Source organism: Bacillus sp. BC08 (assembly GCF_054326875.1).
In genome coordinates this window covers 36,130-50,221 of record NZ_JBTGPA010000024.1, presented here as the reverse complement: position 1 = coordinate 50,221, position 14,092 = coordinate 36,130, and the positions used below count along the sequence as shown (strand labels likewise).

Annotated in this window: 16 protein-coding genes and 1 pseudogene; 14 read left to right on the top strand and 3 right to left on the bottom strand. The window is 34.5% G+C overall.

Translation table 11 applies throughout. From position 1 onward, the window contains the following. Positions 1-27 precede the first annotated feature (27 nt). Genes ACXVYO_RS05910 through ACXVYO_RS05900 form a run of 3 tightly spaced genes read right to left on the bottom strand, consistent with a single transcriptional unit; the run spans position 28 to position 2,034 of the window. Positions 28-939, bottom strand: a complete 912-nt coding sequence (locus tag ACXVYO_RS05910; RefSeq protein ID WP_458466291.1) for a DNA-3-methyladenine glycosylase 2 — start codon at positions 937-939, stop codon at positions 28-30. Beyond that, positions 936-1,466, bottom strand: a complete 531-nt coding sequence (locus ACXVYO_RS05905; protein WP_458466290.1) for a methylated-DNA--[protein]-cysteine S-methyltransferase — start codon at positions 1,464-1,466, stop codon at positions 936-938. The genes ACXVYO_RS05910 and ACXVYO_RS05905 overlap by 4 nt, the downstream gene beginning before the upstream one ends. Further along, positions 1,447-2,034: a bifunctional transcriptional activator/DNA repair enzyme AdaA gene (locus tag ACXVYO_RS05900; protein ID WP_458466289.1), complete on the bottom strand. Its 588-nt coding sequence runs from the start codon at positions 2,032-2,034 to the stop codon at positions 1,447-1,449. Before ACXVYO_RS05900 ends, ACXVYO_RS05905 begins: the two co-directional genes overlap by 20 nt. A gap of 154 nt (positions 2,035-2,188) precedes the next feature. Between ACXVYO_RS05900 and ACXVYO_RS05895 the strand changes: the two genes are divergently transcribed. The 14 genes and pseudogenes from ACXVYO_RS05895 (at position 2,189) to ACXVYO_RS05830 (ending at position 14,084) form a co-directional block, all read left to right on the top strand. Then, positions 2,189-2,947 carry an exodeoxyribonuclease III gene (locus ACXVYO_RS05895; protein ID WP_458466288.1) on the top strand — a complete coding sequence of 253 codons (759 nt, stop codon included), beginning with the start codon at positions 2,189-2,191 and terminating at the stop codon, positions 2,945-2,947. 285 nt (positions 2,948-3,232) lie between these two features. Further along, a complete protein-coding gene (locus ACXVYO_RS05890; protein ID WP_060631908.1) occupies positions 3,233-4,198 on the top strand; it encodes an iron-hydroxamate ABC transporter substrate-binding protein in 966 nt (321 codons plus the stop codon). Between the two features lie 27 nt (positions 4,199-4,225). After that, positions 4,226-5,233, top strand: coding sequence for a FecCD family ABC transporter permease (locus tag ACXVYO_RS05885; RefSeq protein WP_458466287.1), 1,008 nt, complete (start codon positions 4,226-4,228; stop codon positions 5,231-5,233). After that, positions 5,226-6,248 (top strand): FecCD family ABC transporter permease, encoded by a 1,023-nt coding sequence (locus ACXVYO_RS05880; protein ID WP_458466286.1) that lies wholly within the window; start codon positions 5,226-5,228, stop codon positions 6,246-6,248. The genes ACXVYO_RS05885 and ACXVYO_RS05880 overlap by 8 nt, the downstream gene beginning before the upstream one ends. 14 nt (positions 6,249-6,262) lie before the next feature. After that, positions 6,263-7,084 (top strand): ABC transporter ATP-binding protein, encoded by an 822-nt coding sequence (locus tag ACXVYO_RS05875; RefSeq protein ID WP_458466285.1) that lies wholly within the window; start codon positions 6,263-6,265, stop codon positions 7,082-7,084. Between the two features lie 16 nt (positions 7,085-7,100). After that, positions 7,101-7,916 (top strand): alpha/beta hydrolase, encoded by an 816-nt coding sequence (locus ACXVYO_RS05870; RefSeq protein ID WP_458466284.1) that lies wholly within the window; start codon positions 7,101-7,103, stop codon positions 7,914-7,916. A 296-nt stretch (positions 7,917-8,212) separates the two neighbouring features. Beyond that, positions 8,213-8,440 (top strand): hypothetical protein, encoded by a 228-nt coding sequence (locus tag ACXVYO_RS05865; RefSeq protein WP_000849106.1) that lies wholly within the window; start codon positions 8,213-8,215, stop codon positions 8,438-8,440. Positions 8,441-8,664: 224 nt separating this feature from the next. After that, positions 8,665-8,766: pseudogene (locus ACXVYO_RS05860) on the top strand (nitroreductase); the annotation flags it as partial. A gap of 261 nt (positions 8,767-9,027) precedes the next feature. Then, positions 9,028-9,810, top strand: coding sequence for an IclR family transcriptional regulator (locus ACXVYO_RS05855; protein WP_458466283.1), 783 nt, complete (start codon positions 9,028-9,030; stop codon positions 9,808-9,810). Positions 9,811-10,106: 296 nt separating this feature from the next. After that, positions 10,107-10,757 carry a bifunctional 4-hydroxy-2-oxoglutarate aldolase/2-dehydro-3-deoxy-phosphogluconate aldolase gene (locus tag ACXVYO_RS05850; RefSeq protein ID WP_458466282.1) on the top strand — a complete coding sequence of 217 codons (651 nt, stop codon included), beginning with the start codon at positions 10,107-10,109 and terminating at the stop codon, positions 10,755-10,757. Between the two features lie 2 nt (positions 10,758-10,759). Beyond that, positions 10,760-11,764, top strand: a complete 1,005-nt coding sequence (locus tag ACXVYO_RS05845; RefSeq protein WP_458466281.1) for a sugar kinase — start codon at positions 10,760-10,762, stop codon at positions 11,762-11,764. Positions 11,765-11,795: 31 nt separating this feature from the next. Continuing rightward, complete coding sequence (gene kduI, locus ACXVYO_RS05840) at positions 11,796-12,626, top strand: 5-dehydro-4-deoxy-D-glucuronate isomerase (RefSeq protein WP_088028745.1); 831 nt, start codon at positions 11,796-11,798, stop codon at positions 12,624-12,626. Positions 12,627-12,658: 32 nt separating this feature from the next. Beyond that, complete coding sequence (kduD, locus tag ACXVYO_RS05835) at positions 12,659-13,435, top strand: 2-dehydro-3-deoxy-D-gluconate 5-dehydrogenase KduD (RefSeq protein ID WP_458466280.1); 777 nt, start codon at positions 12,659-12,661, stop codon at positions 13,433-13,435. 217 nt (positions 13,436-13,652) lie between these two features. Then, on the top strand, positions 13,653-14,084 hold the full coding sequence (locus tag ACXVYO_RS05830) for a PTS sugar transporter subunit IIA (protein WP_458466279.1): 432 nt from the start codon (positions 13,653-13,655) through the stop codon (positions 14,082-14,084). Positions 14,085-14,092: the final 8 nt, after the last annotated feature.

The window sequence follows — 14,092 nt, the reverse complement described above, 5'->3', positions numbered from 1 at the left end:
AGTAGTGCGGATGCGCTACTTGGTTTTTTAGTATAATACTCGCCACAAATAAAAAGTTGCGTAAGACTCCCAGTTGGTCCAATTTGCCGCAAAATCTTTTATTTCATGTTTAGTCGGTTTATTTTCAGAACCTGTTATATATTTAATTGCATTGTGTAAACCAACATCGTCAATTGGAAAAGCGGAAGGAAATCGTAAACAGCGCATTAAAACATAGTGGGCAGTCCACGGTCCTATACCATGTATAGCAGTTAATTGTTTTTCAGCTTGTTTCACGTCTTGTATTTGCAGTAAAGATTCTTTTGATAGTTTTCCTTCTGTAATAAGCTTTGCAATACCGATTAAATATTCACATTTTCTAGTCGTCATTTTTAAGTTTTTGAGATCCTCTACATGTAAATTGGCAATCGTTTCAGGAGAAGGGAATATCCAATGTTTTCTATCATTCCACTCTACATAACTTCCAAAGTGTTCGACTAATCTTCTTTTTAGTGTATAAGCATATGTGAGGTTAATTTGCTGACCGATAATTCCCCAGGAAAGTGCTTCAAATAAGTCTGGAATACCTAAAGTACGAAGGCCATAATATTGTTCAATTGGTCTTTGAAGGAGTACATCATGTTTAGCTAATGTATAAAAGGGAGCTAAATCAGTAGTTAAATCAAACCACTCTTTCACATAGTTAGCTACAGCTTCGCATACCAATTCTTCAGATGTATATAATTTTTCTAAAAAACGTATTTGAATATTTCCATCCGTATTTATACTAATTTCAACTAAAAGATTTACATCGTGAACAGGGATCACTTTATAAATTTTGTTATCTTCAATGTGGAACATACATTCATTGTTAGAACGTGATAGATAGCGTAAATTTTCTTGGAAATTAAATTCTGTTGGAACTGCTAAAGTTAATGCGCTAGTATGTTCTGCTGTCATATGTATTCTACCTGTAACTTTTCTAATGTAAGCAGCTCTTTCTTCATTTCTAATCCACCTCTAAATCCGGTTAATTTACCATTCTTTCCAATAACACGATGGCAAGGAATTGTAATAAGGAGGGGGTTAGCAGCAATAGCAGTAGCAACAGCACGTACGGCAGTAGGTTTTTGTATTCTTTCGGCAATTTCTGAATAAGAATATGTTTTCCCGTAAGGAATTTCACGTACCGTATTCCAAACAGATAATTGAAAATCAGTTCCGTAAGCATCGATAGGGAATGTAAAAGTTTCTCGTTTACTTTCTAAATACTCGGTAACTTCTTTCGCATATGATTGTAGATAATCTGGATTACAGGCCAATATATGTTGTGGCAATTTTTTTCTAGCCCATATATTTAGTTCTTCAAAGTTTTCATCTTGAGATCCAATGAAGCATAGTCCATTTTCTGTTGCAGCAATATGAAACTGCCAATTCTTATGTGTAAGTAGCGTCCAATAAATAAATTTATTTTTGTTGGAATTCATTTTTGTATCCTTCTTTCATTTTTCGATATTCAGTAGGAGTAAACCCGGTTTTCTTTTTAAATAAGGTTGCAAAATACTCTGGGTTTTCTATCCCGACAGCATTACTAATTTCTTTAATGGATTGATTTGATTGTAATAGCTGTTCTGCAGCTTTAACAATCCTGAACTGCTGTATATATTCTATTGGACTTATTCCTGTTGTTTTTTTGAAAGTGCGTTGTAAATGAAATGGGCTACCATGGCACATTTCTGCAAGTATATCGAGAGTTAATAATTCATCGAAATGTTTTTCAATATAATCTTTAATTTGTTCTACCCACTCTTCATTAGGCAAAGTGATTCCACTTGGCTTACAACGTTTGCAAGGGCGAAATTTTTCACTTAATGCTTGCTCTGCATGATGAAAAATTCGTACATTGTTTTTATTCGGTATTCTTGATTTGCATGACGGCCTGCAAAAGATTCCAGTTGATTTCACAGCATAAAAGAATTTGCTATCATAGGAAGAATCATTATGAATAATTGCTTGCCAATGCTCATTTGTTAACGTAATCCCTTCATTGTGCAAAGAACATCACCTCTGAAATTAGTATAACCTGAATAAAGTACGTATGTATGTATTCACAAATGTAAGAGCAAGATTACAAAGATGAAAATATGATTGTTTTTCTATTTTGTGATAGCATGAAATTTAAAAGTGAACATCAAGAGGAGGACTATAGGTGAAGTTAATTTCGTGGAATGTAAATGGTTTGCGAGCAGTTATCGCAAAAGGTGGATTTTTAGAATATCTTGAGGAGTCAAATGCTGATATATTTTGTTTACAAGAGATTAAATTACAAGATGGCCAAATTGATTTAAATCCAGAAGGATACTATACATACTGGAATTATGCTGTGAAAAAAGGTTATTCAGGAACGGCTATTTTCACGAAAAAAGAACCGCTTTCTGTTACATACGGTTTAGGCATCGAAGAGCATGATCAAGAAGGCCGAGTTATTACTTTAGAATTCGAAGATTTTTATATGATAACGTTATATACACCAAATTCAAAACGTGGATTAGAACGATTGGACTACAGAATGAAATGGGAAGATGATTTCCGGGCGTATATAAAGCGGTTAGATGAGAAGAAACCAGTTGTTTTTTGCGGTGATTTAAACGTTGCTCATAAAGAAATCGATTTAAAAAATCCAAAAAGTAATCGTAAAAATCCTGGATTCTCTGATGAGGAACGAGAGAAATTCACACGTATTTTAGAAGAAGGATTTATTGATACGTATCGTTATCTGTATCCTGATCAGGAAGGCGCATACTCATGGTGGTCGTATCGTATGGGAGCGAGAGCAAAAAATATTGGATGGCGTTTAGATTATTTTGTTGTTTCCGAAAGAGTGAAAGACCAAATAACAGGGGCGAAAATTAATAGTGAAGTGATGGGATCAGACCATTGCCCAGTTGAATTACATATAAATTTCTAAAAGAAGAAGTATCTCCTTAACATTAGGCGGATACTTCTTTTTTATTCAGTTTGTTAAAATTTTTCAAATCTTTCTTGAAATAATTGCATATTAAATATATACTTAGTAACGATAATCATTATCAGTGAAAAGGGTTATCAATGGATGAGGTGTAAACGAATTATAGCTTAGGGGAAGTGAACGAGAATGAGTTCTGGATAGGATTATTAATCTAATGAAATATATATGTAAGACAAGTTTCATATAGTTAAATTTTATTGAAAATTCGAGAGGAGATATATAAAGATGAACAAGAAGTTATTTACATTAGGGATGGTTACAGTTTTAAGTGTAGGATTAGCAGCATGCAATAGTGCGGATAAAACTTCAGGGGAGCAAAAGCAACAGACAAAAGCTACGGAAACGAAAAAAGACGAAAAAAGAAAAATTACATATTTAGGTAAAGAATATACAGTACCAGCAAAAGTAGATAAAATTGCGACAGCTAGTCTAGAGTCAATGGAAGATGCAGCGGTACTTGGTATTAAGCCAGTTGGTGCAATTACTGTTGGTGGTAAATTACCGAAGTATCTTGAAAAAGATTTAGAAGGTGCAAAATCTGTTGGTGAGAAAATGGAACCAAATTTCGAAACATTACTACAATTAAAACCAGATGTTATTACATCAAGTACGAAATTTCCAGCAGAAACAGCTGAAAAGTTTACGAAAGTAGCTCCGACATTCCCAGTATCGCACGTTTCAACAAATTGGGAAGATAACTTAAAGTTAATGGGAGAATTAACTGGTAAAAAAGATAAAGCGGAAAAAATTATTAAAGATTACAATGCAGATGCTGAAAAAGCAAAAGCAAAACTAGGAGATAAATTAAAAGATAAAAAAGTTCTTGTTATTAGACTAAGAGCAAACGAATTATTCCTATATCCAGAAGGGGTATACTTCAACCCTGTCATTTATAAAGATCTTGGATTAACTGCTCCAGAACAACTTAAAACTGTAAAAGCACAAGAGAAAATTTCATTTGAAAAACTTGCTGAACTTAACCCAGATTATATTTTCTTACAATATGAGACAACTGAAAATAAAAACCCGAAAGTACTAGAAGAAATTGAAAAGAATCCAATTTGGCAAAGTATGAATGCTGCGAAAGAAAAGAAAGTATTTGTAAACGTTGTAGACCCAATGGCACAAGGTGGTACAGCTTGGAGTAAAACAGCATTCTTAAAAGAAGCAGTGAAAAATTTATCTAAATAATACAATAAGTAAGGTGCGTTGAATGATATGCAGAAAACAAATGCAGTACCAGTGACTATATTATGTATAGCACCCATACTCATCTTATTTACAGTTATACTTTCTATTTTGTATGGGGCGAAAAGTATTGATGCTGAAACAGTGTGGAACGCATTATTTCATTTTGATTCAAGTGATGTAAATCATAATATTATTATTACTTCACGTTTACCAAGGGTAGTTGCAGCTCTTTTAGTCGGAGCATTTCTAGCCATATCAGGAGCACTTATGCAGGGGATGACAAGAAACTATCTTGCATCCCCTTCTATTATGGGTGTGACGGATGGGGCAGCCTTTGTTATTACACTTTGTATGATTTTTCTCCCAGGAATGTCATCTATTGGTATGGTGATATGTTCAATGATTGGTTCTGCACTAGGAGCTGGTATCGTGTTTGGTTTTGGTTCGCTCCTTCAAAATGGCTTATCACCAGTTAGGTTAGCGATTATTGGAACTGTGATTGGCACATTTTTAAGTAGTGTATCTGCTGCGATGGCTTCATATTTCCAAATTTCTCAAAATGTTAGTTTTTGGTTTAATGCAAAGTTAGATCAAGTGGACCCGAATATTATTAAAATTACGATACCATTTGGGATAATTGGAATAGTTTTAGCACTGTTAATATCAAAATCTATTACGATTCTTTCTTTAGGAGAAGAAGTTTCTATTAATTTAGGGCAGCGTACAAAACTAGTTAAAGCGATGTCTATTTTATCAGTTATTTTCTTAACAGGAACGGCAGTTGCTTTAGTGGGGAAAGTTGGTTTTGTAGGTTTAATTATTCCGCATATTACCCGCTTTATAATTGGGGTAGATTATAAGTGGATTTTGCCATGTGCAGGCGTTATTGGTGGCGTTTTCTTAGCATTATGTGATGTTTTAAGTAGATTTGTAAACTATCCATTTGAAACACCGATTGGAGTTGTAACATCTTTAATCGGAATTCCTTTCTTCCTTTATTTAATCCGTACAAGAGGAGGAGAGAGACATGCTTAAAAGTTCAAGTCAACGTTTTGGAATGACGATGGGGATTATTATATTTTTAATACTATGTGCTATTTATATTAGTTTAACGAATGGTACGTTTGACATTACGATTACAGATGTATTTAAAACACTCCTTAGAATAGATCCAGTACCAGACCATGATTTAGTTATTTTTGAGTTTCGTCTTCCGCGCATTGTAATTGCTGGATTAGTAGGATTAGGATTAGGTGTTGCAGGGGCTGTTATTCAAGGGATTACGAGAAATGGATTGGCAGACCCAGGTATTTTAGGAGTGAACGCCGGGGCAGGAACAGCAATCGTCATCTTTATGTTTTTCTTTCAAGGACAATTAAAAAGCACAGACTGGGTGTCTATTATGATGATGCCAATGTTTGGTTTAGTTGGCGGATTAGGTGCAGCTATTATCATTTATCTGTTTTCTTGGAAAAATGGTAAGTTAGATTCGCAGCGTCTTTTATTAACAGGGATTGCAATTGGATCAGGATTTGGAGCATTTTCTATGTACTTATCACTCAAAATGAAGTCAACTGATTTCGAGATGGCTGCAGTTTGGGTGTCGGGAAGTATATATAATGCAAACTGGAAGTATATTATTGCAATGTTGCCGTGGCTAATCCTATTAATTCCGCTTATACAAAAGAAAGCTTATTTATTAGATTTATTTCAATTGGAAGAAACGAGTATTACAAGTTTAGGTGTTTCAGTAGAAAGAGAGAAATCTATTTTACTATTAAGTAGTATCGGACTTGTCAGTGCATGTGTTGCTGTTTCAGGAAGTATTGGTTTCATTGGACTAATGGCACCGCATATAGCGAAAAGACTTGTCGGTATTCAGCATAAGCATATCATTCCTACGTGCGGAGTAATCGGAATGTTCCTTGTAATCGCTTCAGACTTTATCGCAAAAACAGTCTTCACACCTGTAGAGTTACCAGTTGGAATCGTTATTTCTATTGTCGGTGTACCGTATTTCTTATATTTACTTTATAAGGCGAAAGCGTAAGAGGAGGAATAAAAGTGAGTATTTTAAGTGCAAAAAATTTAGAAACGAGTTATGAAAAGCTTACAGTGTTTCGCAATTTAAATGTGGAAATACAAGAAGGAAAAGTAACGACAATTATAGGACCAAACGGGTGCGGTAAATCCACACTGTTAAAAACAATGGGAAGAATTTTAAAGCAAAAGAGCGGTCAAGTCTATTTACAAGGACAGGATTTAAATACAATTCCAACGAAAGAAATTGCAAAGCAGTTAGCGTTACTTCCGCAAACTCCAATTGCGCCAGGAGAGCTTAAAGTAGAAGAATTAATTTCTTATGGACGCTATCCACATCGAAATAACGTAAATAAGTTAACTTCAAAAGATAAAGAGATGATTGATTGGGCTTTAGATATAACGAAAACATCTGAATTTCGAACGAGACAAATAGCAAATCTATCTGGTGGTCAAAGGCAAAAGGTATGGCTAGCGATGGCTTTAGCACAAGAGACAGAAGTGTTACTACTAGATGAACCAACGACATATCTTGATATGTCTCATCAATTAGATGTATTACAAATTGTGGAGAAATTAAATAAAGAGCATAATTGTACGGTCGTAATGGTACTACATGATATTAACCATGCAGCAAGGTTTTCAGATGAAATTATTGCAATGAAGGAAGGGGAAATCGTTACAACGGGTATCCCAGAAGAAATTATTACAAATGAAGTGTTAAAAGAAGTATTTCATATTGATGCGCGTGTCATGATTGATCCGTATAATGGGTCTCCTGTTTGTTTTGGATACGATAGCGTTGCACTTCAAGAAGAGAAAGTTGAAATATATGTAACGAGTTAAGAAGGGGGGATATAAGATGAATACTACGATTGAAAAACAGCAGATTATAACATCTAATACGGAACAGTGGAAAATGTATTCGAAATTAGAATGTAAGGAATATCAAATTCATATTTCAAAGCCGAGGCAGCCAGCACCAGAATCAGGCTATCCTGTTATATACGTATTAGATGGCAATGCCTTTTTTCAAACATTCCATGAAGCGGTTAAAATACAATCAGTTAGAGCAGAAAAAACAGGTGTTTCACCAGCCATTATAGTCGGTATTGGTTATCCAATTGAAGGGGCATTTTCAGGTGAAGAGAGATGCTATGATTTTACGCCTAGCGTAATTTCAAAAGATGCGCCTTTAAAACCAGATGGCAAACCGTGGCCTAAAACAGGAGGAGCACATAACTTCTTTACTTTTATAGAAGAAGAATTGAAGCCTCAAATCGAAAATGACTTTGAGGTTGATAAAGGAAAACAAACGTTATTTGGGCATTCGCTAGGTGGTTTATTTGCTTTACATATACTATTTACAAACGTAAATGCCTTTCAAAATTATTTTATTAGTAGTCCATCTATTTGGTGGAATAACCAATCTGTGCTTGAAAAAGAAGAGAATCTTATAAGTGAATTAAATAGTGCGAAGTTTGAAACGGGAGTGTTCCTTACAGTTGGATCACTAGAACGAGAGCATATGGTTGTAGGGGCAAACGAATTGTCAGAGCGCCTTCTCCAAGTAAAACATGATCAGTTTAGATTTACGTTTTATGAGGCTGAAGGGGAGAACCATGCATCTGTTGTGCCGACTTCTTTAAGTAAAGGGTTAAGGTTTATTAGTCGTTGAATCACTTAACATTAAACATAATGAAATGATTGTCTAATAAAATGCAAACAAAAGGCTATGGGGAATTTCTCCATAGCCTTTTGTTTGTTCAAGTAGAATTGTCCTTTTTGAAAGTTTTGTTTCAACTTTTCGTCTAAAGAGACAAAAAGTTGTCACAATTCGGTCACAATTAGCATAAACATAAAATAGACGAAATGAACTTATTTCCAAAAAGGCTTGATTCATTCCATTCATGATTAGTAGAGCTGAAAAAGCATGGATTAAAAGTTCACTATATTCTCAAGGAGGTAGATCGTATGAAAACTATTCTTGCTATCGCTGGGCTTATTTGGGTTTTATCACATGGCATTCCAATTTATGAAGGAGAACAAATTCGCAGTGCTCTGAATAAAAATTTTAATGAATATCACGTTATTGATCGGCAAGATAATGTCGTGACAGTTCGTGTAAATGACTGTTTTCATACGGTAACCGTTGAAGGAACTTCAGTAGTGAATGATACAAAAGTATGTGATCAGCAGTAAATATATATAGGAAGAAAAAAGTCTCAATTTACATGTGTGAATTGAGACTTTTATATTTGTGGATGAATAATAAGAGGGGATGAACCCCATCGCTATCAACTTAACAAAAGGAAATCCCTTTATAGCCGTCAACCTAACAAAAATAAACTACCCCAGAATGATAAAATTGAGTAACTTGTGCGAAATTTTATCATTCTGGGGTAGTTCTAATAAATTCTTAAGCTAAAGAAGCAATCCTACATGGATATCACTCAGATAAAGAAGGTGAGACAGCTTGGGAAGAAGTGAAGAAAGACGAGCTTCCTGTGAAAGCAAGAGGAAAATAAGTTATGAAATAATCTGTTATTTGTGACGGGAGATTTGCATTGTTTACTTTTTTACAGTGAGAAACGTATGCTGAGGCGCATTGTAGTAAGTCATTCACCGTTAGAATAGATGTTAAAGTTATATGCAGTATTAATTAATATGGAGTGTACCTCGCTTTCTTATATAATTGTTTTATAGTACAATTTCTTTAAGATAGTAAGTTTTATTCTTTTTATTGGAGAATAAGGCCGTAGATAATGATTATTAAAGGATGAGGCGGTATGACAAAAGAAAAACAACCATATGGTACAGTTTTAATAAAAGCTTCAAAAATTTTAGATTTTTTATCTGAAAGTAAAAAACCACAGCCTTTAAATGTGATTGCGCAAGAAACAGGAATGACAAGTTCAACAACATTAAAGATATTAGAAACGTTAGTTATAATAGGCTATGCAAAAAAATATCCTGAAACTAAAAGATTTGGTTTAGGAACCGCTTTAATTTACTATGCAAATCAGTATCTTGCGAATTTAGATATTACCAAAATCACATTTCCATATTTAAAAAAGTTACAAAGTAGTTTAGATGAAACTGTTCATTTAGGAATATTAGAAGAAGATAAAATTTTTTATATTAATAAATTAGAGCCAGAGAGACCGATAATTCGTATGAGTTCACGAATTGGAATGAGTATTCCTTTGTATTGTTCAGCAATGGGGAAGGCTGTACTTGCAGAATTTTCTCAACAAGATTTAGAAAGCTATTTAACAAGGGTAGAATTGAATCCGGTTAATGAAAATACTATAGTTGATCCTCATGTTTTAAAGGAAACTTTAAAAAAGATAGAGCAAATGGGTTTTGCGATTGATGATGCTGAATATGAAGAGGAAGTATATTGTATAGGAGTTTCGTTAACTTTAAATGGGCAAACATATGGTGCATTTAGCGTGAGTATGCCCAAGTATCGTGTTACAGAAGACCTGAAGAAAAAAATGATTCAGTTGATACTAGAAACAAAACAAAGTATTCTCAAAGAACTTGAACAATTGCATGCGTTTATATAGGGGGTTTCATATTGAGGAGCTTTAGTGGTGATTTTTCACTGCTAGAGCTCTTTTTTATTTTTAGAAGCAAAAGAATTGGAACCGACTTGTGAGTTCAGTAAGAACTATGGCTGAATAATGGATTTCTATGTTAGAAAAATAATAAATAATGTTCAAAAAATTTTCACTAAATATCAAAAAAAAATCTTGTAATCCTGCTAAATAATTCATATAATCTATTTATAAATTTCTTTTAAGGAAAAATGATTTCCAAATAAGAAATTAAGAGTGTGAGCTCTTAAAAATGGAGGCACTTTATGAAAAGGGTAACTGTATTAAATAAACTGAATAAGAGTGGCGTAATCGCTGTTTTGAGAGCGCATACAAAAGAAGAGGCTCTTAAAGTTACTGAGGCGGTTATTGATGGAGGGATTACTGGTATTGAAGTAACCTTTTCAGTACCGCAAGCTGAAGAGGTCGTTCGTAAAATCAGGGAAATACATAGTGATTGTGAAGATTTGGTGATTGGTGCAGGGACTGTGCTTGATGCGATAACGGCTCGTATAGCCATTTTGGCAGGAGCTGAGTATATTGTTAGTCCAGCGTTTGATAAAGAAACAGCAGAGATTTGTAATCTTTATCAAGTTCCATATTTACCTGGTTGTATGACAATTACGGAAATAAGTACAGCATTAAAAGCGGGAGTCGACATTATAAAATTATTTCCAGGAAGTTCGTACAATCCAAGCTTTATAAATGCAGTGAAGGGTCCCCTGCCACAAGTTAATATTATGCCTACTGGAGGGATAAATATTGAGAATATGCATCAATGGTTTGAACGTGGATGTGTAGCTATAGGTGTGGGAGGAGATTTACTAGCTCCTGCTCAAAATGGGGATTATGCTAAAGTCTCAGAACTTGCAAGAGAGTATATAGATAAGTTGGCAGAAATCAGAAAGGGTGCCTAATTATGGGGCGAATTTTAACGCTAGGTGAGATTATGCTTCGTTTATCCACTAATGAAGGAACTAGAATAACTGAAGCTAATTCTTTTAACGCGCATTATGGTGGTAGTGAGGCTAATGTAGCAATTAATTTAGCGAATTTTAACCACCAAGTTTCTTTTGCTAGTAAGGTACCTTCAAATTTATTAGGTAAAGCTGTTCAACAGCATTTACAAAATTATGGGGTGGATACCAGTAACTTACTGAAAGGTGGTTTACGTTTAGGAACGTACTATCTGGAAAGGGGGATAGGCAAAAGGGCTTCATTTGTTTTGTATGACCGAAAACATTCTAGTTTTGCACAGATAAAAAATGTGGAGTGGAATATAGATCATTTATTCAAAAATGTATCATTATTTCATGTTTCAGGAATTAGCCTTGCTTTATCAGATTCAATGATTGATCTCATTCTAGGGTTAATCAAAGAGGCCAAAAAGCGTCAAATTAAGGTGAGTTTTGATATTAATTATCGATCTAATTTATGGGACTATGAACGCGCATCGAGAACAATGAATAAAATTTTACCTTATGTAGATTACTGTTCTGCAGGGAAAATGGATGCTCTCTATTTAATCGGAATTCCTGAAAATAAGACGAAACAATTAGATTTAGAATATTATTATGAGCAAATGCATAAGAAACACCCTAATATTGAAGTCTTTTATTCTACATTAAGGGATGTTCATTCTGCAAGTTCGAATGATCTTCAGGGAACATTATGGAAAAATCATTGTCTGTATACCTCGAAGGTGTACAACATTAACCCTATTGTGGATCGTGTTGGTGGAGGAGATGCTTTTGTTGCTGGAATTTTACACGGATTATTAGAAGAAAAGGATCTGGATTATACAGTTTCATTCGCTACTGCAGCATCTAGTTTAAAGCATACGATTCATGGTGATTGTAATCAGTTTTCTATCTTGGAAGTAGAAGAGTTTATGAGAAATGAGTCGGGAAATATTATTAGATAAAATACTAAAAAATGATAGGAGAATGTATATTATGGAAACACGTTATACACATAGTCCAATGGATATTCGTCATTATTCTACAGATCAACTAAGACAGGAGTTTTTAGTAGAGCGAAACTTTGCACCGGGAGAAGTTATTCTTACATATACACATAATGATCGAATGATTTTCGGGGGAGTAACGCCAACTGAAAAACCTTTGAGTATTGAGTTGTCTACTGAATTGGGAGTTTCATATTTTTTAGAACGCCGTGAATTAGGTGTTATAAATATTGGTGGACCAGGATCTATCATAATTGACGGGATAGAAGAAAGTATGAAAAAACAAGATGGGTACTATATTGGAAAAGAAACAAAGGAAGTGGTCTTTAAGTCAGAAGATCCGTCTAATCCTGCGAAATTCTATTGTGTTTCAGTGCCTGCACATCATAAATATCGAAATGTACGTATAAGCATTGATGAAATTAATCCTATGGAAACAGGGGACTCTGCAACGTTAAATAAGCGAAAAATCTATCAATATATTCATCCGAATGTTTGTGAAAGTTGTCAACTACAGATGGGATATACCATCTTAGAACCAGGAAGCAGTTGGAATACCATGCCTTGCCATACGCATGAACGTCGCATGGAAACGTACTTATATTTTGATATGAAACCGGATACAAGAGTGTTCCATTTTATGGGTAAACCTGATGAAACTAAACATTTGGTAATGAAAAATGAGCAGGCGACAATTTCTCCAAGTTGGTCAATTCATTCTGGTGTTGGTACAAGTGACTATACATTTATTTGGGCAATGTGTGGAGAAAACATTACGTATAGTGATATGGACATGGTCGAGATGGATCAGTTGAAATAGTAGGATTGATACAATTAAAGGAGGACTAGAACATGAACTTAAATGGATTTTCAATGGATTTCTTTAGTTTAAAAGGGAAGGTAGCTATTGTTACTGGGGGAAATACAGGATTAGGTCAAGGATATGCAGTAGCATTAGCGAAAGCTGGGGCAGATTTGTATATTGCAGCATCTGGTGACAATTGGGATGAAACTCGTCAATTAATTGAGGAATGTGGACAACGAGTAGAATTCATTCAAGTAGATTTAACACAAGATGATGCAGCAGAAAAAGTGGTACAAGGTTGTTTAGATAATTTCGGGAAAATTGATATTTTAATTAATAATGCAGGCACAATTCGTCGTGCACCATTGCTTGAATATAAGAAGGAAGATTGGAATGCCGTAATGAGCATTAACTTGAATACTGTTTATTTACTAAGTCAAGCTGTAGCTCGTGTTATGGCAGAGCAAAAGAGTGGAAAAATCATTAATATTGCTTCTATGTTGTCTTTCCAAGGAGGAAAATTTGTACCTTCTTATACTGCTAGCAAACATGGGGTGGCAGGATTAACGAAAGCATTTGCTAACGAATTAAGTAAATATAATATTCAAGTAAATGCGATTGCTCCTGGCTATATAGCAACAGCTAATACTGCCCCAATTCGTGCGGATGAACAACGGAATAAAGAAATTTTAGATCGTATCCCAGCTGAAAGATGGGGAGTACCTTTCGATTTAATGGGTACGGCCGTATTTTTATCAAGTAAAGCGTCAGATTATGTAACAGGCCACATTCTAGCTGTTGATGGTGGATGGTTAGTGCGTTAATTAGTTTAAGCCTTATAGCAAATATTTATTTGTCAATTCAAGAACACTTTGGTTGTTAAAAACATCTGAACATAAGGTGTGAACCTTTATGAAAGGGTATACATTTTGTTTGGTAGAGCCGGTAAATTGTATATATTGATAAGTATAAGGGATAGAATTACTTTATCACGAGTGCTGAATTTGAAAAAATACTAGTTGATTAGAAGGGAAGTTATTTATGGATATACTGATTCTTTCACATGCTGGTGTTGCAAGTGGGTTGAAGAAAGCGACACAAATGATTTTAGGGGAGCAAAAAAACCTACACGCTCTTGAATTAACTGAAGAGAATGGGATTACTTATTTTAGTGATCAACTACAAGAATTTTTGGGGAGATGGAGTGAAAATGAGTCAAATAAGTTGCTTATTTTTGCCGATCTTAAAGGGGGAACACCCTTTAATCAAGCTGTATTTTGGGCATCAAAATTAAAGTTAAATCAGTGTATTAGTATAATCAGTGGTGTAAACTTACCGATTGTTATAGAAGCGATATATTGTAATCAAGAAAAATCATTAGAAGAGCTGTCCAAAGAATTAATAGACGGCGCAAAAAATGGAATTGATATACCAGAAATGGAGATTGGTAGTGTAGATGCTTTAGATGAATAGAGAGGAGA